The organism is Terrabacter sp. P2_E3 (genome assembly GCF_056403915.1).
In genome coordinates, this window is sequence record NZ_JBFUEN010000004.1 from 207,653 (window position 1) to 233,222 (window position 25,570).

Consider the following 25,570-nt stretch of genomic DNA (forward strand, 5'->3'; position numbering starts at 1 on the left):
GCCGTCACCCCTCAGAGACGGCCCCACCCGACGGTGCGGGCTAGCAACCGGTCGAGAAACAGCCCGGCACCGCGCTGACAACGACGCAGGCCGAGGGGGGTTACGGCATCTGCCATTTATTTGCCGAAGTTGTCGAAACCGCTTCCCGGACGCAGTGACGACGGGGCCATTCGACGTGGTCGTCGAGTGGCCCCGTCGTCACGGGTGCCGCCTGGTGCGGCCTGGTGCCGGCGCGTCCCAGCGGCCGTCAGCGGGCGGGCTGCGGCTCGTCGCGCCACGAGCGCCACAGCGCGGCATACGCCCCGTCGGCCTCGAGCAGCTCGTCGTGCGAGCCGATCTCGCTGATCCGCCCGTCCTCGACGACGCACACGCGGTCGGCGTCGTGCGCGGTCATGAGCCGGTGCGCGATGGCGACCACGGTGCGGCCGTCGACGACCGCGGCGAGCGATCGTTCGAGGTGGCGGGCTGCGCGCGGGTCGAGCAGCGAGGTCGCCTCGTCGAGGACCAGCGTGTGCGGGTCGGCGAGGACGAGCCGTGCGAGGGCGAGCTGCTGCGCCTGCGGTTCGGTGAGCCGGTGGCCACCGGATCCGACGACGGTGTCGAGCCCGTCGGGCAGCTCGAGTGCCCAGCTGCGTGCGTCGACCGCGGCGAGGGCCTCGAGCAGCTGCTCGCGGGAGGCCTCGGGGCGGGCGAGACGCAGGTTGTCCTCGAGCGAGCCGACGAAGACGTGGTGTTCCTGCGTCACGAGCGCGACCTGGCCGCGCAGCTGGGCGAGCTCGAGGTCGACGAGGCGGACGCCGCCGACGTCGACCCGGCCCTGGCGCGGACCGTCGATGCCGGCCATGAGCCGTCCCAGCGTCGACTTGCCTGCTCCGGAGGGACCGACGATGGCGAGGCGCTCGCCGGGCTGGAGGTCGAGCGAGACGCCGCGGAGCACGTCACGGCCTGCGCGGTAGGAGTAGTGGACGTCCTCGACCTCGAGGTGGTCGTCCTCAGGCTCCTCTCCGGTCGCGGCGCGGTCGGCCGGGACGTCGGCGATGCCGATGACGCGGGCGAGCGAGGTCGCACCGACCTGGATCTCGTCGAGCCACGAGATGAGCTCGTCGAGCGGCCCGGCCATCTGCTGGACGTAGAGGGCCACCGCCGTGACGGTGCCGGCCGTCGCGACGTCGCGCGAGATGAGGTAGCCGCCCCAGAGGAGGGTGACGGCGACGGGCGCGAAGAAGGCGAACTCGACGGAGGGGAACCACCGCATCCGCAGCTTCAGCGTGTAGAGCTCGGCGTCGTAGCAGTCGTGCAGGGCGTCATCCATGCGCTGCCGGCGGCGGCTGCGCAGGCCGAGCGCGTCGACGGTGCGGGCGCCGTCGGCCGACTCGGTGACGACACCGTTGAGCACGGCGTACGTCGCGCGCTCGCGCAGGTAGCCGTCGGGCGCGTACCGCAGATAGCGCCGCGTCGAGAGCACGAGGATCGGCACGCCGACGACGATCGCGAGCGCCACCTGCCAGCCGGTGAGGAAGGCGGCGACGACCGTGATCGCCGTCGTGACGGCGCCGACGAAGATCGACGGGATGCCGAAGCGGATGACGTGCGAGAGGGCTTCGACGTCGTTCGTCGTGCGCGAGACGAGGTCGCCGGTGCCGGCGCGCTCGACGGTCGACAGGGGGAGCTCGACGACGCGCCCCATGAACTGCTCGCGCAGCTCGGCGAAGATCGTCTCGCCCATGACGAACGAGGCGCGCCGCGCGAACCACGTGACGACGGTCTGGACGACGACCGCACCGGCGATCCAGAGGGCGAGCCGGTTGACGACCTCGAGCGACCGGCCGTGGCTGATCTCGTCGACGAGCAGGCCGATGACGCGGGGCGCCACGAGGGCCGCGCACGCGGCGACGGCGTGCAGGCCGATGACCGTGAGCAGGCTGCCGCGGTGGCGGCGGAGCAGGCCGCGGGTGTGGTCCTTGACCGAGTCCATGTCGGCCACGGGAAGGGTGCGCGTGGACGGCGCTGGTGTCAGCGACATCAGTCCTCCTCTCCTCGGACGACGGTGCGTCGGTAGTCGGGTTCGTCGGCCATGAGACGACTGTGGGTGCCGGATGCGGCGACCTTGCCCCCGCGCAGGAAGACGACGTGGTCGGCCTGGTCGAGGATGAGCGGGCTGGCCGACATGACAACCGTCGTGCGTCCGGCGCGGGCCGCGGTGAGGCGACCGGCGATGCGGGCCTCGGTGTGGGCGTCGACGGCGCTCGTCGGCTCGACGAGCACGAGGGTGTCGGCCTGGGTGAGGAGGGCGCGGGTCAGGGCGAGCCGCTGGCGCTGGCCGCCGGAGAAGGCCCGGCCGCGCTCCTCGACCTCGTTGTCGAGGCCGCCGGGCAGCGCCTCGAGCACGTCGTCGCCGCTCGCCACCGACAGGGCGTCGAGGATCGAGGCGTCGTCGTGGTCACCCCACGGGTCGAGCTCGTCGCGCAGCGTGCCGGTGAAGAGGCGCGGGTCGGTCTCGGACACGACGACCCGGCGGCGCACCGCGGCCAGCGAGGCGTCGGCGAGGCGCGTGCCGTCGAGCCGAACGTCCGTCTCTCCGACACCGAAGCGGCCGAGTCGGTCGGCGAGGGCCGCGGACTCCTCCGGGCGCGCGGACACGACGACGGTGAACCGGCCGGGCTCGATGGTGACGCCGCTGCGCGGGTCGTAGAGGCGGGCGGGCCCGGTGGGCAGCGGCTGGGCGTCCGGTGTCTCGACGTGGTCGGGCTGCACGCGCAGGATCTTCGTCAGCTTGCGGGCACCGATGTGGGCGCGGGTCGCCCGATCGACCATCTCGGTCGCCGTGCGCAGCGGGATGACGAGGAAGGCGGTGTAGCCGTAGAACGCGACGAGCTGGCCGGCGGTGATCTCGCCCGCGATGGCGAAACGCGCCCCGAGCCACACGACGACGAGGACGAAGAGCCCGGGCAGGAGCACCTGGGCCGCGTCGAGGGCCGCCTGGTAGCCGGCCACCCGATTGCCCACCTGGCGCACGGACTGCGACTGGACGGCATACCTGCTCAGGAAGGTGTGCTCGCCGCCGATGCCGCGCAGGACGCGCAGCCCGGCGACGGTGTCGGCGCCGAGCCCGATGAGCTTGCCGGACTCCTCGCGCTGGGCGAGCTGGCGCGCCTGGAGCGGGCGGACGATGAAGGTGAGGCAGGCGACGAGCACCGGGACGCCGATGAGGACGACGAGGCCGAGCGGCGTCGAGGCGCCGAGCAGGATGAGCGCGACGACGACGTAGGACACGACGGCGCCGGCGAATCGCGCTGACACGTCGTAGAGCCCACCGATGCGCATCGCGTCGGAGCTGACCGTGGCGACGACGTCTCCGGTCGGGACCGTGCGCGACAGGGCCTCACCGGTGTCGGCCGCCTTGTGGCCGATGAGCTGGGCCGAGCGGAAGGCGCCCTGCATCCAGTTGGCGACGGCGTACTTGTGCCGCATGGCGCCGGACAGGGCGCTGATGGTCACGAGACCGACGAGGATGCCGCACCACAGCAGGAGCGAGCCCGCGTCGCCGCCGATGATGCCCTCGTCGATGGCCTTGCCCATCGCGGCGGGGAAGAGTGCCTGGCTGACGAGCCACACGATGCCGAACGCGATGGCGACGACGAGGGTGCGCCACTGGCCCTTGCCGACCCAGCGGAGGTAGGCCGTCGGGCTGGTCAGGTCGGGAGTGCCGGGGTCGGCGTGGGGCAGCGAGATCACTTGGTTCATCGTACGTTCGGCGCGGGCATGCCTCATGCCATTTTTCGTCGGGGCCACGGGCCGACCGTAGAAGTTCAAGCGTGCTGGAGGTCAACACGAGGGCGTATGCCGTGTGGCCGCCTCGAGGTCAGGGCGTGGGGTCCTGACCCGAGCGGTCGAGGGCCTCGGACAGCTCGTCGACCTCGAGGGTCTCGGGGTCGACGAGGCGGTTGCGGTAGGCCGCCCGGGCGACGAGGTGTGCGGACACCGGGGAGGTGAAGAACTGCGTCGCGGCGAGCAGGACGAGCGTCGTGACCGCCGCCCACGTGCGCAGCGTCAGGGCGAGCCCGGCGAGGATGAGGATGAGGCCGAGGGTCTGCGGCTTCGTCGCTGCGTGCAGGCGGGAGAGGGTGTCGGGGAAGCGGATGAGGCCGACGGCCCCGGCCATGCAGAGGAACGAGCCGAGCAGGAGGCACACGGCTCCGGCGACGTCGAGGGCGGACGACCACGTCATGACTGCTCCCACCCCTCGGGCTGCTGTCGTGGCTCCGGGTGGTCGACCTCGACGGCGTCGTGCTCGTCGGAGTCACGGGACATGAAGCGGGTGACGGCGACGCCGCCGACGAAGCCGACGAGGCCGAGGATCATGAGCAGCGGCAGGTAGGTCGTGGTCCGCTGGCGGGCCGACTCGAGCGCGACACCGGCGATGACGATGACGAGGAGGATCTCGGCGGCGACGATGCGGTCGAGGTTGCTCGGGCCACGGAAGAGGCGCACGAGGACGAGCGCGGCCGCGGCGCCGAGCATGCCGAGCGAGATGCCGAGGACGATGGTCACGGGTGCTCCTCCCCGTCGCGGGGGCGGGTCCCGTCGAGGTCCGGGCCCTCGGTGGCGTCGAGGTGGTCGCCTGCACCCCGAGGGTCGCTCGCCGAGCCGGTTGCCACCGGCCACGGACCGCCCGCCTCGAGCGCCGCGATCTCCTCACGGGACCCGAGGGCTCGGACGACGCGCCGCTCGATCGCGAGGACGTGGGCCCGCTGTGCCTCGATGGCGCTTTCGCCCCTGACGTCGAGCAGGTGCAGGTAGAGCACCGACGTCGAGCGCCGGGCGTCGACGACGACCGAGCCGGGCACGAGGGCCACGAGCTCGGCGGTCAGGGTGAGGTAGAAGTCCGATCGCGAGCGCAGCTGCACCTCGATGACGGCGTTGCGCGGGCTCCGGCGGCCGAAGGCGAGTCGCATGACCTGCCACGAGGCGCCGACGAGGTCGACGAGGAAGTGCGCGACGAGCAGGAGCACCCGGTGCGGTCGCAGCCGCCCCTGGAACTCGATCGAGGGGAGCGGGAACGCATACGTCACGAGCAGGCCGACGAGGACGCCGTTGACGACGTTGCCCCACGTGACGCGGTCCCACAGCAGGACCCACGCGAGGGCGATCGTCGCGACGGCACGCGGCTGCAGGACCCGCCGCCGACGGCGCGGCGACTCGGGCTCGCGCGGGGCCGTGGCCATCCGGACGTCGGTCATCGGCGGACCTCCACGGGAAGGACGCTCGTGATGTAGGGGTCGCGGCTCATGAGGTCGGTGGCGGCGCGCTGGGTGTAGGCGAAGAGCGGTCCGGCGACGACGGGGATGAGCAGCCCGACGACCGTCATGGCGGCGGTGGCGCCGAGCATGGTGCGCGGCAGCGCTCGTGAGCCGGTGTCGACGCGGACGGTGTCGACGCGGACGGTGTCGACGAGAACGGTGCCGGCGGGGTCGGCGCTCGGCTCGACGTCGAGGCTGCCGGCCTCGATCGCGGCTGCCGTCTCGGTCGAGCGCGGAGCGTCGGCGAGGGTGCGCCAGAACGCCTGACTCCAGACCTTGGTCAGGGCGTAGAGGGTGAGCAGGCTCGTGACGATGCCGCCGACGACGAGCAACCAGGCGAGCGGGGTGCCGAGCTCGATCCCGGCGTTGAGCAGCCCGACCTTGGCGAGGAAGCCCGAGAGCGGCGGGATCCCCGAGAGGTTCATCGCCGAGACGAAGAAGAGGGTCGCGAGCACGGGGGAGGCCACGGCGAGGCCGCCGAGACGGTCGAGCGACGTCGTGCCGGCGAGGCGTTCGACGAGGCCGGTGATGAGGAAGAGGGCCGTCTGGATCGTGATGTGGTGCGCGACGTAGAAGATCGCACCGGCGGTGCCCTCGGGCGTCGCCAGCGCGATGCCGAAGATCATGTAGCCGATGTGGCTGACGAGCGTGAACGACAGGATCCTCTTGAGGCCGGACTGGGACACGGCGCCGAGGATGCCGATGACCATGGTGAGCAGCGCGGCCCACATGAGCAGTCCCTGCAACGGCGAGTCCGGGAAGAGCAGCGTCTGGGTGCGGATGATCGCGTAGACGCCGACCTTCGTCAGCAGGCCGGCGAAGACGGCCGTGACCGGCGCGGGCGCGGTCGGGTAGCTGTCGGGCAGCCACGCCGACATGGGGAAGACGGCGGCCTTGACGGCGAACGCCGTGAGCAGCGAGAGCTGGAGCACGAGCGCGACGCCGGGGGCGAGGTCACCGATGCGGATCGCCAGCTGCGCGAGGTTGACGGTGCCGGTCGCGGCGTACGCGGCGGCGATGGCGACGAGGAAGAGCGCGGAGCTGAGCAGGCTGACGACGACGTACGTCGTGCCCGCGTGGATGCGCGCGGCCGAGCCGCCGAGGGTGATGAGGACGTAGGAGCTGAAGAGGAGGATCTCGAAGCCGACGAAGAGGTTGAAGAGGTCGCCGGCGAGGAAGGCGTTGGCGACGCCGGCCGAGAGCACGAGGTAGGTCGGGTGGAAGATCGTGAGCGGGGTCTCGCTCTCGCTCTCGTCGTCGCTGTCGGCCTGGCCCTGCCCGATGGCGAAGACGAGCACGAGCAGCGTGACGATGCCCGAGACGAGGAGCATGAGGGCGCTGAGGCGGTCTGCGACGAGCGAGATGCCGAGCGGCTCCTGCCACGCGCCGAGCCACAGCACCTGCGGGCCGTTGACGTCGGTCTGCCACACGAGGACGCCGGCGACGGCGACGACGGCGGCGAGCACGGCGATGCTGACGCCCCGCTGCAGGCGTGGGGACCGGCGGAAGGCGAGGGTCAGGGCGGCGCCGAGGAGCGGGAGCAGCACGGGCAGCGGCACGAGGTTGGGCACGGCGACGTCGGTGAGGTTCATCGGCGGGGGCTCCGGTCGCCGTCCGCGAGCTCGTCGGACGTCGTCGTCGACTCCTCGGACGGGTCGTAGGTCGACGACGTCTGGTCCTCGAGGGCGAGGCGCTGGATGCGGGCGTCCTCGGCGTCGTCGGGCACGTCGTCGGTGCCGGAGATCTGCCACAGGCGGTAGGACAGGGCGAGCAGGAAGCCGATGGTCGCGAGCGAGATGACGATCGCCGTCAGCACCATGGCCTGTGGCAGCGGGTCGCTGATCGCGGCGGGGTCCTCGCCGACGAACGGTGCGCGCCCGGCGCGCCCGCTGATGACGAGGTAGAGCACGGCGATGCCGTTGCCGATGAGCACCATGCCGAGCAGGACGCGCACGAGGCTGCGGTCGAGCGCGAGTGCCGTGCCGGCGGCGACGAGCCCGACGGTGACGAGGACGAGCGTGATGTTGGGCTGGAGCGTCGACTCAATGAGTGCGGGAGCGAGCGTCGTCATGGGCGGGCCACCTCCGCCTGGCCGCCCGGGGAGGCCTCGGTCTCCGCGGCCTCCGCGGCCTCCTCCTCGGCGATCTGCCGGTCGATGCCGGTGCCGAGGCTGCGGACGATGTCGAGCATCATGCCGACGACGATGAGGTAGACGCCGATGTCGAAGACGAGCGACGTCACGAGGTGCACCTCGCCCCACGGCGGGAGCGTGAAGTCGACGGCCGTCGTCTCGAGGATCGTCCCGCCGAACACGAGCGGGGCGAGGGCGGAGCCGACCGCGACGAGCAGGCCCAGGCCGACGAGCAGTCCGGCGTCGAACGGCGCGGCCTCGTCGAGCTCGTAGCGGCCACCCGCGAGGTAGCGCACGACGAGCGCGAGTCCCGCGACGAGCCCTCCCGCGAAACCGCCACCGGGCTGGTTGTGGCCGGCGAAGAGCAGGAAGAGCGAGGCCGCGAGCATGATGTGGAAGACGAGCCGCGTCACGACCTCGAAGATGACCGAGCGCTTCTCCTTGCGCATCGTCCGGCCGCCGTGCAGCCACGTGCCCCGGCCGGCGTTGCTCGACGGGAGCGACTTCGACGTCGCGCGTGAGATCCGGGTGTTGCGGGTGCGCACGAAGATGAGGCTCGCGATGCCGGTCGCGGCGGCCACGAGGACCGACACCTCGCCGAGGGTGTCCCAGGCGCGGATGTCGACGAGCGTGACGTTGACGATGTTCTTGCCGTGGCCGAACGCGTAGGCCTCCGTGGGGAACCCGGCCGACACGGGCTCGGCGGTGCGGCCCCCGGAGGCGACGAGCGCGATGGCTCCGACGGACGCTCCGACGGCCGCACCGAGCGCGATGCGCCACGTGCGCGAGGGCGAGTGGGGGTGACGGGTGAACTTCGTCGGCAGGCGGCGCAGCGCGAGGACGAAGACGACGAGCGACACCGTCTCGACGAGCATCTGGGTGATCGCGAGGTCGGGAGCCCCGTGGAGGATGAAGAGCAGCGAGACGCCATAGCCCGTGGCGCCGACGAGCATGACCGCCGTGAGCCGGCGGCGGGTCACGAGCACGAGCACCGCGGCCGTCACGACGACGACCCCGACGACGGCCTGCCCCGGGTTGTCCCAGAGCCGGACGTCGGGGACCGTGCCGCGGGTCACCGCCGCGAGACCCGGCAGGGCGACGAAGACGATGAGGATGCCCGCGAGGTAGATCGGGAGCGAGCCGCGCTGGGTCACGGCGGTCGTCTCGACGGCCCCGCGGTCGACCCACCGCAGCGTGCGGGCGAAGCCGCGCTCGCCGTCGACGAGCGACGGAACGCCGGACTGCACCCGGGCGACGAGGTCACGCTGCGCGAAGAGGACGAGCCCGACGGCCACCGACACGAGCGAGAGCATCAGCGGCACCGTGACGCCGTGCCACAGGGCGAGCGACTGCGGCTCGGCCCCGACGGGGAAGTCCACGGCATACGGGAGCAGCCACGGGGACTCGAGTGGCGACAGGAGGCCGACGAGCAGGCACGCCACGCCGAGCAGCACCGGCGCGAGCACGAAGCCGGGGTGGGCGGCCTTGACGGGGGTGGGGGCGACGCCGGGCTTGGTGGCGAAGGTGCCCCAGAGGAAGCGCGCCGTGTAGGCGACGGTCAGGGCCGACCCGGCGACGACGCCGACGATCGCCAGCCAGCTCCACGGGGCCGGGAGCGGGGCGGAGGTCTGGACGTCCTCCCACAGCGACTCGAGCGCGCTCTCCTTGGACACGAACCCCGCCAGCGGCACGATCCCGGCCATCGAGAGGCCGGCGAGCGTCGCCGGCACGGCGACCGGGAGCAGCCGACGCCCGACGCCGGACAGCTCGCGCAGGTCGCGGGTGCCGGCGCACTTGTCGACGACCCCGACGGTGAGGAAGAGCGTCGACTTGAAGAGGGCGTGCGCGATGACGAGGGCCAGCGCCGAGAGGGCGGACGCCTTGGTGCCGAGACCGGCGATGGCGACGATGAAGCCGAGCTGGCTCACGGTGCCGTAGGCGAGGAGCAGCTTGATGTCGTGCTGGCGCAGGGCACGCCACCCGCCGACGAGCATCGTGAAGAGGCCCAGGCCCACGGTCAGGGCGTGCCAGGCCGGGGCCCCCGCGAAGGCCGGGGCGAGCAGGGCCACGAGGTAGATGCCGGCCTTGACCATCGCGGCTGCGTGAAGGTAGGCGCTGACCGGCGTCGGTGCGGCCATGGCGCCGGGCAGCCAGAAGTGGAAGGGCACGAGCGCCGACTTCGACAGGGCGCCGACGAGCAGCAGCACGACGGCGGCCACGGTGAGGGTGTCGAGAGGCGGCGGGTCGGCGATCAGCGCCGAGATCGAGTAGGTGTGGTGGACCCCGAGGATGATGATGCCGACGAGCATCGCGAGGCCGCCGAACGTCGTGACGATGAGCGCCTGCATCGCCGCGCGCCGGTTGGTCGAGCTCGCCGGGTTGTGACCGATGAGCAGGTAGGAGAAGACCGTCGTCAGCTCCCAGAAGACGTAGAGGACGAGAAGGTTGTCGGTGAGGACGAGGCCGAGCATGGCGCCGGCGAAGGCCGTGAACACCGAGGTGAAGCGCCACAGCGTCGGGTCGCGGTCCGTGAAGTACCACGTGCAGTAGAGCAGGACGAGCGCACCGACGCCGGTGACGAGAAGGCCGAGCACCCACGAGAGGGTCGTGACCCGGAAGTCGAGATCGATCCCGAGACCGGGGACCCACGAGATTCGTTGTGTCGGAAGGTTGCCCGCGCGGACGTCGTTCGAGACGGAGACGAGCCAGACGAACGAGACGGCGGGCGCGAGCGCAAGGACGGGGAAGGCCTTCGTGCGCAGAACCTTGGCGAGCCACGGCGCGAGGGCGGCGGCGAGCAGGTGCAGGAGCAACAGTTGCGCCACGGCGGCCCCTCGGTCGTCGGGTGTGTCGAGCTCGGTCCAGTTCTGCGTCGGTCGTGACCCAATCCTAGGTGCAGCGAAGGACCCCGCCGACCACTGGTCGGCGGGGCCCTCCCTGGCAGCTGCGGATCCGGACCGCTCCGGACCGCGTCGCCGGTCCGTCCCGTCGGGACGACCGTTCGTGAGGTCGGTGCGCGTTCGTCGGCGTCTGCGCCCCCCTTGTGCCGTCTGGGCGTCGGCGCCTCAGAAGGTGGTGAACGTGTCGCGTGCCAGGAAGAAGCCGTGCCGGCTCGCCTCGTCGATGCACGTCACGCCGAAGCTCTCGCTGAGACAGGCGGTCGTCCCTGACGGCGGGGTGCGTGCGCCGTAGCCGAGCTCGGGCTCGCCGCCCGTGCGGATCGTGTCGGAGTTGCACACCGGCAGCGCGCCCTTCGGTCCGAGCTCGATGCGGCCGATATCCGACGGTCCACCGGCCGGGCAGACCGAGGGGAGCGGTGGGTCGATCCGGCCCTTCTCCACCTCGCACGCGGCCAGGCCGGAGTCGGTGCTGCGGCGGCAGACGATGTTGCCGCTCGGGCTGCGGAAGCGGTCGCTCACGGAGGCCGCGGGGCGGGCGGCGTCCAGGCGCGCCTTGGCCTCGTCGAACGACCTGGGTGCGCCGCGCAGCCGGCCGACCGCGAGGGCCGTCGGGACGTCCGTCGACGTCGGCGCGCTGGTCGGCACCTGGGTCGTCGTCGCTGTCGGCGTGCCGGCCGGCGCCGTGCTCGGCGCGTCGACGGTGACGGTGACCGTGCGTCGCGGCGTCGGGATGTCGGTGGCGCCGCACGAGGCGAGCAGAGACGCCACGGCGAGGATGGCGGGGACGACGACCGCGACACCCGGCATACCTGCTCGGCGTCGGCGCAACGAGGACATGGCGCAGGAGTCTGGCACGGATGGGCGCCCCGGGTCAGGTCCGAGCCGGGAAGGTGACCTACCCTTGGGGCGTGTTCCGGCGCCTGCTCACCCCTCGCTGGGTCGGCATGCTCGCCGCCCTGGCCGTCGTCGTCGCCGCCTGCGTCCTGCTCGGCCTGTGGCAGCTCGGCGTGGCCCGCGACTCCGGTCGCCAGGACGCCGTGGCCGCAGCGTCGACGCTCGAGCGTGCGCCCCTCGAGCAGGTGACCGCGCCGCACAGCGACTTCAAGAGCGACTACTCCAACCGTGCCGTCACCGTGACGGGGACGTATGCCGCCGGGCGCAGCCTGCTCGTCGTCGACCGTCGGCTCGACGGCCGGGTCGGCTCGTGGGTCGTGACGCCGCTCGAGACCGCGGCTGGCACGGTACCGGTGCTGCGCGGCTTCGTCGACGGCACGCCGGCGTCCGTGCCGGCGCCCCCGACCGGTGTCGTCACGGTGACGGGCACGCTGGGCCCGGGGGAGTCGCCTCGCGACGGCGCCCCGCTCCCCGCGCCGCAGGTGCGCTCTGTCGACCTCGCCTCCCTCGTCAACGAGTGGCCCGGCGACCTCTACAACGTCGTCGTGCTGGCCTCGGCGGAGTCCGCCGGGCCCACGGTGGGCACCCCGCTCGCGGCCGCCGGTCTGAGCCGCGTCCCGCCGCCCCCGCTCGATGCCCCGCTCAACCTGCGCAACGCGGCCTACGCGGTCCAGTGGTGGGTCTTCGGGATCTTCGCGATCTGGATGTGGTGGAAGATGTTCCGAGCAGAGCAGCAGGCGGACGAACCCGTCGCTGCACCGAGAGAAGGCGCGACGACGTGAGCACGTACCCCCAGACCCTGGCCAAGCCGCAGCAGATCCGGTCGGCGCTGTCGATCTACCGGGTCCTCGCGACCGTCGCCGGCATCGCCCTCTTCGTGCTCATCCTCGAGATGGTCATGAAGTACGTCTTCAAGCAGACCAACGTCCTCACGGAGTACTGGAGCCCGATCCACGGGATCATCTACTTCGCGTATGCCGTGTCGGTCGCCAACCTCGGCCTCAAGGCCGCGTGGGGCCCGGTGCGCATCGTCAAGAACCTCCTCGCCGGCTTCGTTCCGGTGGTCCCGTGGATCGCCGAGCGGCGCAACACCGTCCAGACCGAGGCGCTGCTCTCGCGCGCCTACGTCGCGGGCGACGGGACGTCGTCGGAGGAGCCCTCACCGGGCCGATAGTCTTGGCGCGTGACTGACGCCGTGCCGAACGAGCCGACCGACCTCCAGAGCCACCCCGTCCTCGTCGTCGACTTCGGCGCCCAGTACGCCCAGCTGATCGCGCGGCGCGTCCGTGAGGCGCAGGTCTACAGCGAGGTCGTGCCCCACTCGATGGCCGTGGCCGACCTGCTCGCCAAGGAGCCGGCCGCGATCATCCTGTCCGGCGGCCCGAGCTCGGTCTACGAGGACGGCGCCCCGCGCCTCGACCCGGCGCTGCTCGAGGCCGGTGTCCCGGTCTTCGGCATGTGCTACGGCTTCCAGTCGATGGCCCAGGCTCTCGGCGGCACCGTGGCCCGCACCGGAGCCCGTGAGTACGGCAAGACCGACGCGGCGATCAGCGACGTCGGGTCGACGCTCTTCGCCGGCCAGCCGCCGAGCCAGACCGTCTGGATGTCGCACGGTGACTCCGTCAGCGCCGCTCCCGAGGGTTTCGCGGTGACGGCCACGACCGCGGGCACGCCGGTCGCAGCCTTCGAGGACGACGACCGACGCCTCTACGGCGTCCAGTGGCACCCCGAGGTGCTCCACTCCGAGCAGGGGCAGCGCGTCCTCGAGAACTTCCTCTGGAAGGGCGCGGGCATCGCACCTGACTGGACGCCGGGCCACGTCGTCGACGACCTCGTGTCGACGATCCGCGAGCAGGTCGGCGAGGACCGGGTCCTCTGCGCCCTGTCCGGCGGAGTCGACTCCTCGGTCGCGGCAGCCTTGGTGCAGAAGGCCGTCGGCGACCAGCTGACCTGCGTCTTCGTCGACCACGGGCTCCTCCGTGAGGGCGAGGCCGAGCAGGTCGAGCAGGACTTCGTCCAGGCCACCGGTGTCGACCTCGTCGTCGTCGACGCCCGTGAGCGCTTCCTCGAGGCGCTCGCCGGGGTCACCGACCCCGAGACGAAGCGCAAGATCATCGGCGAGCAGTTCATCCGCGTCTTCGAGCAGGCCGCGCGCGACGTCGTGCACGACCGCGGCGACGAGGAGCACCCCGTCAAGTGGCTCGTCCAGGGCACGCTCTACCCCGACGTCGTCGAGTCCGGCGGCGGTGAGGGGGCGGCCAACATCAAGAGCCACCACAACGTCGGCGGCCTGCCCGACGACCTCCAGTTCTCGCTCATCGAGCCGCTCCGCACCCTCTTCAAGGACGAGGTGCGGCAGGTCGGTCTCGAGCTGGGGGTGCCCGAGGTCATCGTGTGGCGCCAGCCGTTCCCCGGCCCCGGCCTCGGCATCCGGATCATCGGCGCCGTCGACGCCGAGCGCCTCGCGATCCTGCGCCGCGCCGACGCCATCGCCCGCGAGGAGCTGACGCGGGCGGGCCTCGACCGCGACATCTGGCAGTGCCCGGTCGTGCTCCTCGCCGACGTCCGTTCGGTCGGCGTCCAGGGTGACGGCCGCACCTACGGCCACCCCGTCGTGCTGCGCCCCGTGGCGTCGGAGGACGCCATGACGGCGGACTGGGCCCGGGTGCCCTACGACGTGCTCGCGACGATCTCGACCCGCATCACCAACGAGGTCGAAGAGGTCAACCGCGTCGTCCTCGACGTCACGAGCAAGCCGCCGGGCACCATCGAGTGGGAGTGACCCGCTGAGACCGGACGACCCGACGAGGGCGGCCCCGACCTGATGGTCGGAGCCGCCCTCGTCGCATCCCGGACCGTGACCTCGCCCGGCGTCGCGCGTAGCACTTCCGGGTGTCGCCCGTCGGGATAACCCCAGACCGACGCCCCCCAATTCTCGGGGAGTGTCACCCCCCACCGTGGCGCATGCCCCTCGGTGTCGACGCTCCCACGATGGACGCAAGTCCTTGAGGGGGGATCGTGATGAGTCGATGTGACGCTCGTCCGGCAACGGGTCGACCGGCGACCGCTCGGCGCTGTGCTGGCCCGACCGGCTTGACCGTCACCGACGTCCACGGACCCCGCCGGCGCGATGCCGCCGCCACGCGCACCCCGGGCCCGGGAGCCGACACCCGGGCACCGTGCCGCCCCGACCCGTGGGATCGGTCGCGGAGCCCTGACCAGGGCCGGTCACCCCATGTCAATGCCAGTCAACGCAGCAGGAGATGGATGGAGGACGGAGATGTCTAGTCAACTGGGGGGTGCGCTCTCGAAGCGCCACGTCGGCGGACCCGACCCGGGAGGCGGTGTCCGACGGCGCCGACTGCTCTCGGCCGCGGCCGCCATCGCACTCGCGGCGGGCCTGGCCCCGGTCGCGAGCAACGCCGCGCACGGCGCGGCCACCCCGCTGGTCGCTCCGGCGATCAACCCCGTGGTGGCCTCGAGCACGCAGTTCGACATCACCGGCTTCCTGCAGTCCGCGACCCTCGACTCGGCGGGCGACCCGCACTCGGGTGGCACGCTGACGCTGAACGGTCACGCCGTCGTCGTCCCCAAGGAGACGATCGTCATCCTCCCGGCCAGCGCTCTGACCTGGCAGGAGCTCTTCACCCACGCACCGGCGCCGTACGGCCCGACACAGACCGGCATGGCCCTGGGCGACAGCCCGAAGCCGCTCACGACGTACGAGGTGCACGTCGTCGGCAACCGCGTCATCAACGGCAGCGGTGACCGCTACATCGCCGGCATGGTCGACATCTCGGAGCAGGACCTCAACAACGGGGCCGGCTACGTGAACTACCTCGACTACTCCACCGGCGAGATGGAGGTCGGTGGCACGCCGGGCGTCGCCGGCACCGGCACACGCGTGCGGATCAACGACCCGGCCATCGCCGGGTCGACGACGTCCGGACGCTATGGACGTGCGATGTCGCCGGACGACCGCTTCCAGGTCGACCAGGACAACCCGACGATCCTCGCCGAGACCGGCTTCCCGATGTGCATCCCGCGCACCGCGCCGACGACGACGAACGACGACGCCGAGTGCCCGCAGACCAACCGGCCCGTCTACACCGGGACCGACACCTCGGGCATCACCCCCCAGCCGGCGCTGCCTGCGGTGGGTGCGGCATACACGATGTTCCGAATGGACGCGCCGTCCGACGTCGACGCCAACACGTGCGCCCGCGGCACGTGCGCCGACCCGCGCAAGCAGGCGCCGTTCGAGATCGGTGACTACGTGACGTTCGCCGGCAACCTCGTGCAGGACGGTGGCGCCAACGGGGGCCAATACATCTCCGCCCACACCATCGTGGCCAGCCTGGGCATCTACACCCAGCCGGGAGTCGACCCCGCCTACGTGTCCGTCGACGTGTCGATCCTCGGCACCGGTGGCCTGACGATCTTCGGTGCCGGTGAGGCAGCCGTGCGCACGAGGTTCGAGGGCATGACCACCGACGAGAGCCGGATGGTCCGTCTCTACGGCATCGACGTCAACCCGGCCACCGGCGCCACGAGCGACCGCGAGTGGGGCACGATCATGCCCGACCCCGGCCCTCCCGGGGGTGCGGTGCGCGGTCGCTGGCGGTTCCGGCCGCCGTGCACCGCGACGGTCCCCACCCAGAAGGCCTGCACGCCTCCTCCGGCCGGGCAGTTCATCCCGCCCACGCGTGAGGTCCGCGCCGTCGTCGACGGGCTGTCCGAGTTCGTCCCGGGCACCCTGGACGCGAACCCCCGCAGCCAGGTCCCCGGCACCGCGAGTGCCAAGACCTCGGCCAACGGAATCTACTACGGCCAGTACCACGCCCCGATCGGTGAGTACATCTTCCCGGAGAACGTCCCAGGCTCCCCGGTGCCGGAGAACAACTTCAACTCGATCCCGTTCCTCGCGTACGGCGGGTACTCGTCGCTCACCGGCGTCCAGGCAGGCGTCCTGAGCCCGTGGCCGAGCAGCGTGGCGGCACCGGCCGTCGTGTGTGCCGTGCCGACGATCAACGGTGCTCCGTACTCCGTCGCCAACGGTGGGGCCATCCCGCTGTCCGGCAGCGTCACCGCCGGTGCCTCCACCCCGGTCACGCTCCGGTGGACGGCCGGGACCTCGGCCGGAGGCACGAACCTGGGCGGTGCCCTCACCGGTGCCGGCACCACGACCCCGACGTTCAACGCGACGGGTCTCGCAGCCGGCACCTACCACCTGACGTTCACCGTCTCGAACGCCTGCGGCGTCGCCTCGGCCGCCACGACGATCGTCGTCCAGGCCGCGCCGAAGCCGACCATCGCCCCCATCCAGAACCAGACGGTGACGGCGGGCAACCTCGTGACCCTGACGGCCTCGAGCAGCTCGCTGCCGGCGCCCACCTGGGTGTGGAGCCAGACGTCAGGCCCGACCAACCCGGCCCTGAGCCAGACGCCGTCGGCGGCCACGGCCACGGGCACGTCGCAGCTGAAGTTCACGCCCACCGTCGCGGGGACCTACACCTTCGGCGTCACGGCGACGAACGCCAACGGCACCTCGCCGGCCACGTCGGTCACGGTGACCGTCACGGCCTCGGTGCCGACGAACGTCACGCTGACCCCGGTCGAGTACCGGACGTCCAAGCAGCGGCTGATCGTGACCGCGACGTCGACGGACACGACGGTCAGCAGCATGGTGCTCCTGCCGTACCTCACGGAGTCGGGCACGATGTTCGACCCCGCCACCCTGGGCGCTGCGAACCTCACGGTCTCGCTCGTCGCGCCCGGCTCGTTCACCGTCACGGCCGTCGGGGCACCCGCCCCGGCCTGCAACCTGGGCGGCGTGTACGCCACTCCGTGCGCACAGGCGCCACTGACGGTGAAGTCGCTCAACACCGCAGGAGCGGTGATCGGCACCAGCGCCCCGTCGAGGCTCGACAAGATCCGGCAGTAGGGCGCCGTCAACGGTGGCTGTCGGGGTCGCACCCCCCGACCCCGACAGCTCACCGCAGGTACCGCCGGGGTGGGACCCGCACCTCTGGCCCCGACGGCGAAACCGGTGGGCCGCCTCCATCTCCCCGGGGAGGCGGCCCACCGGGCACCGTTCACGACGAGGAGGACCCGATGTCACGTCGACCGATGCCCGCTCGGACCCTTCGGCTCGTCGGGGCCGGCGTCGCGGTCCTGCTCGCGGGCGGAGTCCTCTCGGGGTGTGGGGCCAGGCCCGACGCGCACGGCGCCGCCCCCGCGGCGAGCTCCGCGGCGGGGCTGTCCCCCGTGGCAGGTCCCGTGGCAGGTCGCGTGGCAGGTCCCGTGGAGGCCGGGCCCACACCGGCCACGGCCGCCGACTCGCAGGCACCGGCCCGGGACGCAACGTCCTCGACCCGTGGCGGCCACGTCGACCGGATCGAGGTCGGCAAGTGCTGGACCAACGCGACGAAGAGCCAGGGTGGACAGCTGCTCATCAGCGCGAGGAGCTCGGACCCGGCCGCGCACCTGCGCGCCTACCGACCGGACGGCTCGCTCATCGGGGACGTCGGCAACGGCGGTGGGCAGCGCTACGGCGGTACCGTCTTCGCCTACGAGCGCAGCGACCCGGGGTGGGTGACGATCCGTAGCAGCGCCGGCGGAAGCCTCACCGTGCCGACGACGCCGTTCCGCGTCGAGGACTGACGGGCAGCGACGGCCGGCCCGGTGCGCGGTGGCACCCGGTCGGCCGTCGGCCGTCGACCGTGAGGATCGGTGAACGCTGGTGACGGAGGTCAGAGGCCGGTGGCGGCGATGTAGCGCTGAGTGTTGCCGTTGGGGTTGACCAGCACGGCGGGCATGTGGCAGTAGTCGGGCAGCCACACGGTGTCGTCGATGCGGGCGTCGCCGTCGGCGTCGAGCGGAGCGGGCATCGTCGTGGCGACCGTCATGCCGTTGCAGACGACCGTCGCCGTGATCGTCGTGACGGTGCCGGTACCGGCGCCCGGGATGACGAGGCCCTCGACCCTGACGCGGACACGCCCGTCCTCACGGACGCGAGCGAGGCTCTCGTCGACGACCCAGTCGACGCCGCCCGGCTTGACGCCGAAGAGCACCGGCCCGTCGGGCATGCTCCCCGTCAGGGTGTCGCGCAGGATCGTGTGGCCGGACCCGCCCGAGGAGCCGTCGCCGGCGGAGGCAGCGGGGGCCACGAGGGTGGTGACGCCGAGGACGGCGCCGGTGACGAAGGCAGCGGTGCGAAGCGATCTGTGCATGTCATGCTCCTTGTCGGTGAAGGGTGTTCCCCAGTGGACGACGCTCGCTCAAGGTGATCTGGTTCACCTCCGGACCAGGTTTGTCCCACGACGGACGCGTCGGCGCCGGTGGGGGTGGGGCTGGGCCGGTTCGTGCGCGTCTAGGGTTGACCCATGTGCGGAATCGCCGGACACCTGGGTGTCCACGCCGACGAGGCCCAGCTCGACCGACTGCTCGACCGACTGCTCGCGACGCATCCGGGTTCGGGCGATGCGGCGACCGCGCGGGACGGTGACGCCGGCGTCGGGGTGCGGGAGGCGCACCCGGGCGTGACCACCGAGGACGACGGCGGCCAGGGCGTCGCGAGGCTCGCGGTGGCCCGCGGTGGACGGTTCACCCTCGCCCTCGACGGCGAGCTCTACAACCGCGCCGAGCTGCGCGCCGACCTCGAGACCCTGGGTCACGACTTCGGCGTGGGCAGCGACGCGGAGGTCGTCCTCGCAGCCTTCACCGAGTGGGGCACCGATGGCCTCGACCGGCTCGACGGCGCCTTCGCGCTCGCGGTCTGGGACCGTGACACCCGGCGGATGACGCTGGCGCGAGACCACTTCGGCGTGCGTCCGCTCTACCTCGCCCGGGCCGGTGACGGGTGGCTCGTCGCGAGCGAGATCCGCGGCATCCTCGAGAGCGGCCTGCACGAGCGTCGCCCCGACGACCGCACCATCTACCGCTACCTGCGCTTCCGCGTCCACGACGACGGCCGGTCCACGTTCTTCGCCGGGATCGAGCGCGTCGGCGCGGGCGAGGTCGTCACCCTGGGCGCCGACGTGCCGGGAGGGCTGGAGCGTCGTCCCTACACGCGGCTCCGCGAGGAGCTGGCCGCGCTGGGGAAGGCCCCCCGGGCCTACTCCCCGGCGGTCGCCGCCGAGTTCCGCACCCTGCTGACGGCGGCAGTACGGCGCCGCGCGACGTCGTCGGGGCGGGTCGGCACCGCCCTGTCCGGCGGCCTCGACTCGGCCGCCATCGCGGCGCTGCTCGACGTGGTCGAGCACGAGTCCGGCCGCTCGGCCGCCGATGCCGTCCAGGACACGTGGTCCGCCGTCTACCCCGGCTCGCGCAACGACGAGGTCGAGCACGTCGACGCCGTCGTGGCAGCGCTGGACGGGCGGGTGCAGGAGCACCGCATCGAGCCGACGCCGACCGAGTTCAAGCAGGACCTCCGCGACCTCGTGCGCACCCAGGAGGAGCCGCTCGTCTCGACCGGTGCCTACACGCAGTACCGCGTGCTGCGCGCGGCGTCCGAGAGCGACAGCGTCGTCCTCGACGGCCACGGCGGCGACGAGACCCTGGCCGGCTTCGGTCCGCACCACCTGATCCACCTGCGCGAGCTGCGTCACCGCAGCGCGGTGAGCGCCGCCTCGGAGCTGGGGCGCTCGCTCGACGTGCTCTACCGCCGGGGCCGGCCGCTCGTCGGCGACCGGCTGCACGGCCGCAAGGACGTACCGGTGGCCTCGTTGCTCGACGCGGACTTCGCGCGCGCCCACGCCGCCGAGGGCTACGACGTCGAGAAGGCCGACCTGCGGGCCCGTCTCGTCGACGACGTCTTCACCGGTTCGCTGCCGGCCCGACTGCGCTACACCGACAAGAACGCCCGAGCCTTCGGGGTCGCCGTGCGGATGCCGTTCGTCGACCGCGACCTCGTGCGGTTCGTCTTCGGCCTCGCCGACGACGCCCTCGTCAAGGACGGCGTCGGCAAGCGCGTGCTCCGCGACGCGATGCGGGGGCTGCTCCCGGACTCCGTCGTCGACCGTCGCGACAAGGTCGGCGCGACGACGCCGCAGGGCGAGTGGTTCATGCGCCTCAAGAACCACGTCTACGGCGAGTTCCTCTCCGAGTCCTTCGCCAACCGGCCCTACTTCGACCAGACGGCGGTGCTGCACGCCTTCGAGGGCTGGATCAAGGGCACGAACTCGATCGACTCGATGACCGTCTGGCGCATGCTCAACCTCGAGCTCTGGCTCCAGGAGTTCTTCGACGAGCGCGAGCCGGAGGACCCCGGTCAGGCCGAGCACGTCAAGACCGACTACGAGCCGAACGCCCGCAAGCAGCTCGACCTCGTCACGGAGGACGGCACCGCGGTCCGCCGCTACCCGTTGCGCACCGAGCTCTACGCCCGCGAGGACGACCTCGAGGCCAAGACGCTCGGCTACGTCGAGCGCTTCTTCTCCGGCCTGCCCGACGCCGGCCCCGAGCACGCGTCCGCCACGAGCGGCCGGTGGTACTTCTTCATCTCCGAGAAGATCGTCGCCATCACCCAGGGTCGCTCGTACTTCATCTGGGACATCAAGGTCGGCCGCCCGGCGCGGTTGCTCAGCCGCTACGTCACGCGCACCCCGGCCGGCATCGGCCTCGGCTCGCCCTTCACCATGCAGCTCGCCATCGAGGAGGCCGGCCTGCCGCGGGTGCTCTTCGCCTCCGCGGGCGGTGCCGTCGGCAAGGTGCTCGGCAAGCGGGGCCTGTTCTACGACCTCGTCGGCGGTGACATCCGTGCCATCGACGGTCCGACCGAGTACTCCGTCTACCCGGCCAACGTGTCGGCCAAGCTCGGTCCCAAGAACCCTGACGACGTGGCCGCCCACCTGTCGGCGGCCATCCGCGCGCGAGTACCCGAGGCCTACCGCGACACGTTCGGCGGCACGGTCGTCATGGACGCCAACGACATCGGTCGCAACGTCCTCGGCAAGGACGCGCCGGGAGCCAAGGAGCGCTACGAGCTGATGTTCGCCGACAACCCGCTGGGACAGGGATCCGAGCAGACGCCGATGGCCATCGTCTTCGAGGCGCCTTCTCCCTGAAGGCCTTTCGGGCGTATGCCGTCCGGTGGCTTGGGTGCCGAGCGTCAGCCCTCGATGAGCGAGTCGCGCACCTGCTTGCGCAGGACCTTGCCGATCTGCGAGCGGGGCAGCTCGTCGACGACGACGACACGGCGCGGCACCTTGTAGGCGGCGAGGTCCGCCCGGCAGCGGGCGCGCACGTCCTCGACGACGAGCTCGACGCCCGGCTCGGTCGTCACGGCCGCCACGACGTCCTCGCTGCCGTCGTGCTTGGGCAGCCCGACGACCGCGGCATCGGTGATGCCGGGGACCGTTCGGAGCACGGCCTCGACCTCCGACGGCATGACGTTGAAGCCGCCGGTGATGATGATCTCCTTGATGCGGTCGACGACCGAGACGAAGCCGTCGGGGTCGACGACGACGATGTCACCGGTGCGGAACCAGCCGCCGTCGAGCAGGGCCGCTGCTGTCTCCTCCGGACGGCCCCAGTAGCCGCCGAAGACCTGCGGCCCGCGGATGAGCAGCTCGCCGCGCTCTCCGGGCGCGCGGTCCCGGGTCGGGTCCTCAGGGTCGACGACGCGGATGTCGGTGCTCGGGAAGGGCACGCCCACCGCGCCGGGCCGGCGGTCGCTGCCGATGGGGTTGCCGAGCGCCACGGGCGAGGTCTCGGTGAGGCCGTAGCCCTCGACGAGCAGCCCGCCCGTCACGTCCTCCCAGAGCTCGAGCGTCTCGCGGGGCAGCGCCATGGCGCCGGAGATCGCGAACCGCGTTGCCGTCAGGTCGATCCCGCGCTCGCGGGCGGCGGTGGCGAGGCGCTCGTAGATGGGTGGCACGGCAGGCAGGAACGTGGGTGGGTGCTTCTTCGCGGCGGTGAGCACGAGGTCGACGTCGAACCGGGGGAAGAGCACGAGGCGAGCCCCCATGCTCATCGCAAAGGTGAGGCACAGGGTGAGCCCGTAGGCGTGGAACATCGGCAGCACGGCATAGACGACCTCCTGACCCGGCGTGAGGCCGGGCACCCAGGCACGTCCCTGCGCGGCGTTGGCCATGAGGTTGCCGTGGCTGAGCATCGCGCCCTTGGGGACGCCGGTCGTGCCGCTCGTGTACTGGATCGCGGCGAGGTCGTCCACGGTCGGCCCGGGGGTCGACGGGGCGAGCGGGCCGTGCCTCACGACGTCGGACCACGCAGTCGTGCCCGGAGCCGGCCCCGTGAGCTGCGCGCGCAGCGCCCGGGCCCGGGCGACCGGCAGCCGCAGGGCGAGGCGCTTCGTCCAGGGCATCGACGCGGTGATGTCGACGGCGACGACGTGCTCGACACCGGGGAGTGCGGTGATCGTGGTGGCCATCCGGTCCCACGCGATGGCGACGGTCGCACCGTGGTCACCGAACTGGTGGGCCATCTCGGTCGGGGTGTAGAGCGGGTTGTGCTCGACGACGACGGCTCCGAGCCGGAGCACGGCGTAGAACGCGACGATGTGCTCGGGGCAGTTCGGCAGGACGAGCGCCACCCGGTCGCCCGGACGGACGCCGAGCCGGCGCAGGCCCTCGGCCGCCACGTCGACCTGGCGCCCGAGCTCGGAGTAGGACAGCTCGGCGCCGAAGAACTCCAGCGCCGGACGGTCGCCGTAGGTGGTCACGGCTCCGGTCAGCAGGTCGACGAGTGAGGAGTCAGGTGGCTCGATCTCGGCCGGAACACCCTTGGCGTAGTGGGCGACCCACGTGTGCTCCAGTCCCGCCGTCATCCGAGCCTCCGCTCCGGTGGTGCTGCCGCGCAGTGCGGCACGACCAGTATGGCGTGGGCGGCGGGACCGCACGGACGGGCCCGTCCCGGGCACACGGCATACGCCGTCGGCAGGGTCGCGGAGCCCACCCGGTCAGCGGGGTGCACGGTGCCGACCGCCCCGTCGGGCGGGTGCGGTGACGAGAGGGCCTGCTGGGACGAGCGCGAAGGCGCCCTCCTCCTCCTGGCTGTTGTGGAGGCGGCAGACGGCGTAGAGGCCGTAGAGCAGCCGCCTCAGCTCGGTGACGTCCTCGGGGGCGACGGAGCCGGGCTCGATCCCGTCGAGCAGGCGGCGCAGCCGCGACACCTGGTGCTCGATCTCCGCGTGCGTCCGCCGCATGGTCGTCGTGGCCGAGCCGCCGAGAGCCCGGGCCACGAGGGGCATGAGCTCTGCCTCGTCGTCCCGCTCGTGGGGGAGCAGCTCGGCCTCGAGCCGGTCGAGGAGCGCGCGCACGGGAGCGAGGTCGCAGGCGTGGGTGTGCAGGCCGTCGGCGACGGCCCGGACCTGCTCGACGGCGGCGATGGCGACGTCGTGACCCTCGCGCAGGCGACGCGCCGTGGCGACGTCCTCGGCGGACATGGGGACGCTGTGCAGCGGGGTCGGGAGCAGGGCCCGCAGGGCGATGCCGATCGCGAGGACGTCGATGCCCTCCTGGAGCACCGCGCCCGCCGCCGGCGGCAGCAGGCCGGCCGCTGCGGCGACCATGGCCACGAGCGAGAGACCCATCCCGACCACGACGGCCTCCAATGCGACCCGGCGGGACCGGCGCGCGATGAGGATGGCGTCGGCGACGGCGTCGACCCGGTCGACCGTCAGCACGACGTCAGCAGCCTCCGACGACGCCGTCGCGCCACGGGCGGCGAGGGCGACCCCGACCCCGGCGGCCGCGAGGGCGGGCGCGTCGTTGACGCCGTCCCCGACCATGATGGTGCGCGCGCTGGCCGACTCGTCGCGGATGGCCGCGAGCTTGTCGGCGGGGTCGCGGTCGGCGAGGACGGCGTCGACGCCGACGATCCGGCCGACCGTCTCGGCGATGTCGGCACGGTCGCCGGTGAGCAGGACGGTCCGGCGGATCCCCACCTCGCGCAGGGCCGAGACCATCCGGGGCGCATCCGCCCGCACCGGGTCCTCGAGCAGGAACGCGCCGGCCGGGGCGCCGTCGACGGCGACGAAGACCGTGAGGCACCCGTCGAGCGCGGCCCGGCGGCGCACCTGACGCAGCCACGCCGGATCGTCACCCACGATCCACCGGGCCTTGCCGAGACGGACCACCGTCGTGCCGACCCGACCCTCGAGGCCGTAGCCGTGCACCTCGTGGACGGCCGTCGGGAGCACGAGGTCGAGGCCGCGGGTCCGAGCCGCCCCGACGAGGGCGCTCGCGAGCGGGTGGGGCGAGACCTGGTCGAGCGAGGCCGCGAGGCGCAGCACGTCCGCGGCTGGCGGGGCGCCCGGGGCGACGACGACGGCCGTGAGCCCGGGCCGACCGTGGGTGAGGGTCCCGGTCTTGTCGAAGAGCACGACCTCACCGGCCGCGAGGGCCTCCAGGGCCGCGCCGCCCTTGACGACGACGCCGATCCGCGAGGCCCGGGACAGGCCCGACATGATCGCCACCGGAGCGGCGAGCAGCAACGGGCACGGGGTTGCCACGACGAGCACCGCGACGGCCCGCAGCGGGGACCCGGCCAGGGCCCAGGCGGCGCCGGCCAGCGCGAGCGTCAGCGGGACGAAGAGCACCGCGAAACGGTCGGCCGTCCGGACGAAGGGGGCCGAGGTCGCCTGCGCCTGCTCGACGAGTCGCACGACGTTCGCGTAGGTCGACTCGGAGGCCGACGAGGTGGCCACGACGTCGACCGGAGGGCCGGCGTTGACGACCCCGCTGCGCACGTCGTCCCCGTTCGGGCGCTCGACGGGCATCGGCTCACCCGTGAGCGCCGACTCGTCGAACGTGCCGGCCGCGAGCAGCCGGCCGTCGACCGGCACGACCTCGCCCGTCCCGACGACGAGCACGTCACTCGGTGAAACCTCCGCCACCGGAATGCGGTCCACGCGGGTACCCGTACGCCGCCGGGCCGTCCGCGGCGTGCGCTCGACGAGCAGGCGCAGCTCCCGGTCGGCCCGCGCCGCGGCCCGGGCCTCGAGCAGGCGACCGCTCGCGAGCATCAGGGTGACCATGGCGCCCGCGAACTCCTCACCGACCCAGAGCGCACCCGCCAGGGCCAGGACGGCGATGACGTCGACCGTGGCGCGGCGCTCGGCGACCGACCGCACCGTCCAGAGGACCGAGAGCGCGAGTCCGAGCACGGTGGCCGCCACCCAGAGGGCGCGGGACAGCTCGTCCCTCCCCGACAGGGCGGCGAGCGCGCCGCCGGCCAGCAAGGCGGCCGACGCGACGAAGAAGACCGCCGGGGAGCGGCCGCGCCACCAGGTCACACCTCCATGATCCGCCGCCCGCAACCGCACAGACCGCGTACGGGACAGGCGTCACACCGTCGACAGGCCACGTTCTGCGGGTGCGCCC

General features: G+C 72.5%; 18 protein-coding genes. 6 read left to right on the forward strand and 12 right to left on the reverse strand.

The features are described 5' to 3' along the window. Positions 1 to 247: 247 nt before the first annotated feature. The 9 genes from AC1DW8_RS07010 to AC1DW8_RS07050 form a co-directional block, all read right to left on the reverse strand. The gene (locus AC1DW8_RS07010) at positions 248 to 2,023 is read right to left on the reverse strand and encodes an ABC transporter ATP-binding protein (RefSeq protein ID WP_478092839.1); all 1,776 of its coding nucleotides are present in this window, start codon (positions 2,021 to 2,023) and stop codon (positions 248 to 250) included. Beyond that, a complete protein-coding gene (locus AC1DW8_RS07015; protein WP_082622946.1) occupies positions 2,023 to 3,735 on the reverse strand; it encodes an ABC transporter ATP-binding protein in 1,713 nt (570 codons plus the stop codon). The genes AC1DW8_RS07010 and AC1DW8_RS07015 overlap by 1 nt, the downstream gene beginning before the upstream one ends. A 127-nt stretch (positions 3,736 to 3,862) precedes the next feature. Beyond that, positions 3,863 to 4,228 (reverse strand): monovalent cation/H(+) antiporter subunit G, encoded by a 366-nt coding sequence (mnhG, locus tag AC1DW8_RS07020; RefSeq protein WP_056778258.1) that lies wholly within the window; start codon positions 4,226 to 4,228, stop codon positions 3,863 to 3,865. Then, positions 4,225 to 4,551, reverse strand: a complete 327-nt coding sequence (locus AC1DW8_RS07025) for an MrpF/PhaF family protein (protein ID WP_056778260.1) — start codon at positions 4,549 to 4,551, stop codon at positions 4,225 to 4,227. The genes mnhG and AC1DW8_RS07025 overlap by 4 nt, the downstream gene beginning before the upstream one ends. Next, positions 4,548 to 5,240, reverse strand: a complete 693-nt coding sequence (locus AC1DW8_RS07030; protein ID WP_478092845.1) for a Na+/H+ antiporter subunit E — start codon at positions 5,238 to 5,240, stop codon at positions 4,548 to 4,550. Before AC1DW8_RS07030 ends, AC1DW8_RS07025 begins: the two co-directional genes overlap by 4 nt. After that, positions 5,237 to 6,892: a Na+/H+ antiporter subunit D gene (locus AC1DW8_RS07035; RefSeq protein WP_478092847.1), complete on the reverse strand. Its 1,656-nt coding sequence runs from the start codon at positions 6,890 to 6,892 to the stop codon at positions 5,237 to 5,239. Before AC1DW8_RS07035 ends, AC1DW8_RS07030 begins: the two co-directional genes overlap by 4 nt. Further along, positions 6,889 to 7,371, reverse strand: coding sequence for a Na(+)/H(+) antiporter subunit C (locus tag AC1DW8_RS07040; RefSeq protein ID WP_056778270.1), 483 nt, complete (start codon positions 7,369 to 7,371; stop codon positions 6,889 to 6,891). Before AC1DW8_RS07040 ends, AC1DW8_RS07035 begins: the two co-directional genes overlap by 4 nt. After that, a complete protein-coding gene (locus tag AC1DW8_RS07045) occupies positions 7,368 to 10,256 on the reverse strand; it encodes a Na+/H+ antiporter subunit A (RefSeq protein ID WP_478092849.1) in 2,889 nt (962 codons plus the stop codon). Before AC1DW8_RS07045 ends, AC1DW8_RS07040 begins: the two co-directional genes overlap by 4 nt. 240 nt (positions 10,257 to 10,496) lie before the next feature. Further along, positions 10,497 to 11,168, reverse strand: a complete 672-nt coding sequence (locus tag AC1DW8_RS07050) for a hypothetical protein (protein WP_478092850.1) — start codon at positions 11,166 to 11,168, stop codon at positions 10,497 to 10,499. Positions 11,169 to 11,239: 71 nt separating this feature from the next. On the opposite strand from AC1DW8_RS07050, the gene AC1DW8_RS07055 reads away from it, so the two are divergent. From AC1DW8_RS07055 to AC1DW8_RS07075, 5 genes are all read left to right on the forward strand, one after another. Continuing rightward, on the forward strand, positions 11,240 to 12,007 hold the full coding sequence (locus AC1DW8_RS07055; RefSeq protein WP_235508725.1) for an SURF1 family protein: 768 nt from the start codon (positions 11,240 to 11,242) through the stop codon (positions 12,005 to 12,007). Then, positions 12,004 to 12,399: a DUF3817 domain-containing protein gene (locus tag AC1DW8_RS07060; protein WP_056778283.1), complete on the forward strand. Its 396-nt coding sequence runs from the start codon at positions 12,004 to 12,006 to the stop codon at positions 12,397 to 12,399. The genes AC1DW8_RS07055 and AC1DW8_RS07060 overlap by 4 nt, the downstream gene beginning before the upstream one ends. 9 nt (positions 12,400 to 12,408) lie before the next feature. After that, positions 12,409 to 14,007, forward strand: coding sequence for a glutamine-hydrolyzing GMP synthase (guaA, locus tag AC1DW8_RS07065; RefSeq protein ID WP_478092853.1), 1,599 nt, complete (start codon positions 12,409 to 12,411; stop codon positions 14,005 to 14,007). 498 nt (positions 14,008 to 14,505) lie between these two features. Then, positions 14,506 to 17,169, forward strand: coding sequence for a PKD domain-containing protein (locus AC1DW8_RS07070; RefSeq protein WP_478092855.1), 2,664 nt, complete (start codon positions 14,506 to 14,508; stop codon positions 17,167 to 17,169). 170 nt (positions 17,170 to 17,339) lie between these two features. Further along, complete coding sequence (locus AC1DW8_RS07075; protein ID WP_478092856.1) at positions 17,340 to 17,888, forward strand: hypothetical protein; 549 nt, start codon at positions 17,340 to 17,342, stop codon at positions 17,886 to 17,888. 89 nt (positions 17,889 to 17,977) lie between these two features. Here the strand turns inward: AC1DW8_RS07075 and AC1DW8_RS07080 are convergent, their stop codons facing one another. Beyond that, positions 17,978 to 18,457, reverse strand: coding sequence for a hypothetical protein (locus AC1DW8_RS07080; RefSeq protein WP_478092858.1), 480 nt, complete (start codon positions 18,455 to 18,457; stop codon positions 17,978 to 17,980). A 153-nt stretch (positions 18,458 to 18,610) separates the two neighbouring features. Between AC1DW8_RS07080 and AC1DW8_RS07085 the strand changes: the two genes are divergently transcribed. After that, on the forward strand, positions 18,611 to 21,292 hold the full coding sequence (locus AC1DW8_RS07085) for an asparagine synthase-related protein (RefSeq protein ID WP_478092860.1): 2,682 nt from the start codon (positions 18,611 to 18,613) through the stop codon (positions 21,290 to 21,292). Between the two features lie 44 nt (positions 21,293 to 21,336). On the opposite strand, the gene AC1DW8_RS07090 is transcribed toward AC1DW8_RS07085, so the two are convergent. After that, positions 21,337 to 23,013 carry a long-chain-fatty-acid--CoA ligase gene (locus AC1DW8_RS07090; RefSeq protein WP_478092862.1) on the reverse strand — a complete coding sequence of 559 codons (1,677 nt, stop codon included), beginning with the start codon at positions 23,011 to 23,013 and terminating at the stop codon, positions 21,337 to 21,339. A 132-nt stretch (positions 23,014 to 23,145) separates the two neighbouring features. Continuing rightward, positions 23,146 to 25,482, reverse strand: a complete 2,337-nt coding sequence (locus AC1DW8_RS07095) for a heavy metal translocating P-type ATPase (RefSeq protein WP_478092864.1) — start codon at positions 25,480 to 25,482, stop codon at positions 23,146 to 23,148. Between the last annotated feature and the right edge of the window lie 88 nt (positions 25,483 to 25,570).

Coding starts and splice junctions, on each gene's coding strand:
- AC1DW8_RS07010 (WP_478092839.1), bottom strand. CDS start 2,023: ATGTCGCTGACACCAGCGCCGTCCACGCGCACCCTTCCCGTGGCCGAC.
- mnhG (WP_056778258.1), bottom strand. CDS start 4,228: ATGACGTGGTCGTCCGCCCTCGACGTCGCCGGAGCCGTGTGCCTCCTG.
- AC1DW8_RS07030 (WP_478092845.1), bottom strand. CDS start 5,240: ATGACCGACGTCCGGATGGCCACGGCCCCGCGCGAGCCCGAGTCGCCG.
- AC1DW8_RS07035 (WP_478092847.1), bottom strand. CDS start 6,892: ATGAACCTCACCGACGTCGCCGTGCCCAACCTCGTGCCGCTGCCCGTG.
- AC1DW8_RS07040 (WP_056778270.1), bottom strand. CDS start 7,371: ATGACGACGCTCGCTCCCGCACTCATTGAGTCGACGCTCCAGCCCAAC.
- AC1DW8_RS07050 (WP_478092850.1), bottom strand. CDS start 11,168: ATGTCCTCGTTGCGCCGACGCCGAGCAGGTATGCCGGGTGTCGCGGTC.
- AC1DW8_RS07070 (WP_478092855.1), top strand. CDS start 14,506: ATGTCTAGTCAACTGGGGGGTGCGCTCTCGAAGCGCCACGTCGGCGGA.
- AC1DW8_RS07075 (WP_478092856.1), top strand. CDS start 17,340: ATGTCACGTCGACCGATGCCCGCTCGGACCCTTCGGCTCGTCGGGGCC.
- AC1DW8_RS07080 (WP_478092858.1), bottom strand. CDS start 18,457: ATGCACAGATCGCTTCGCACCGCTGCCTTCGTCACCGGCGCCGTCCTC.
- AC1DW8_RS07085 (WP_478092860.1), top strand. CDS start 18,611: ATGTGCGGAATCGCCGGACACCTGGGTGTCCACGCCGACGAGGCCCAG.
- AC1DW8_RS07090 (WP_478092862.1), bottom strand. CDS start 23,013: ATGACGGCGGGACTGGAGCACACGTGGGTCGCCCACTACGCCAAGGGT.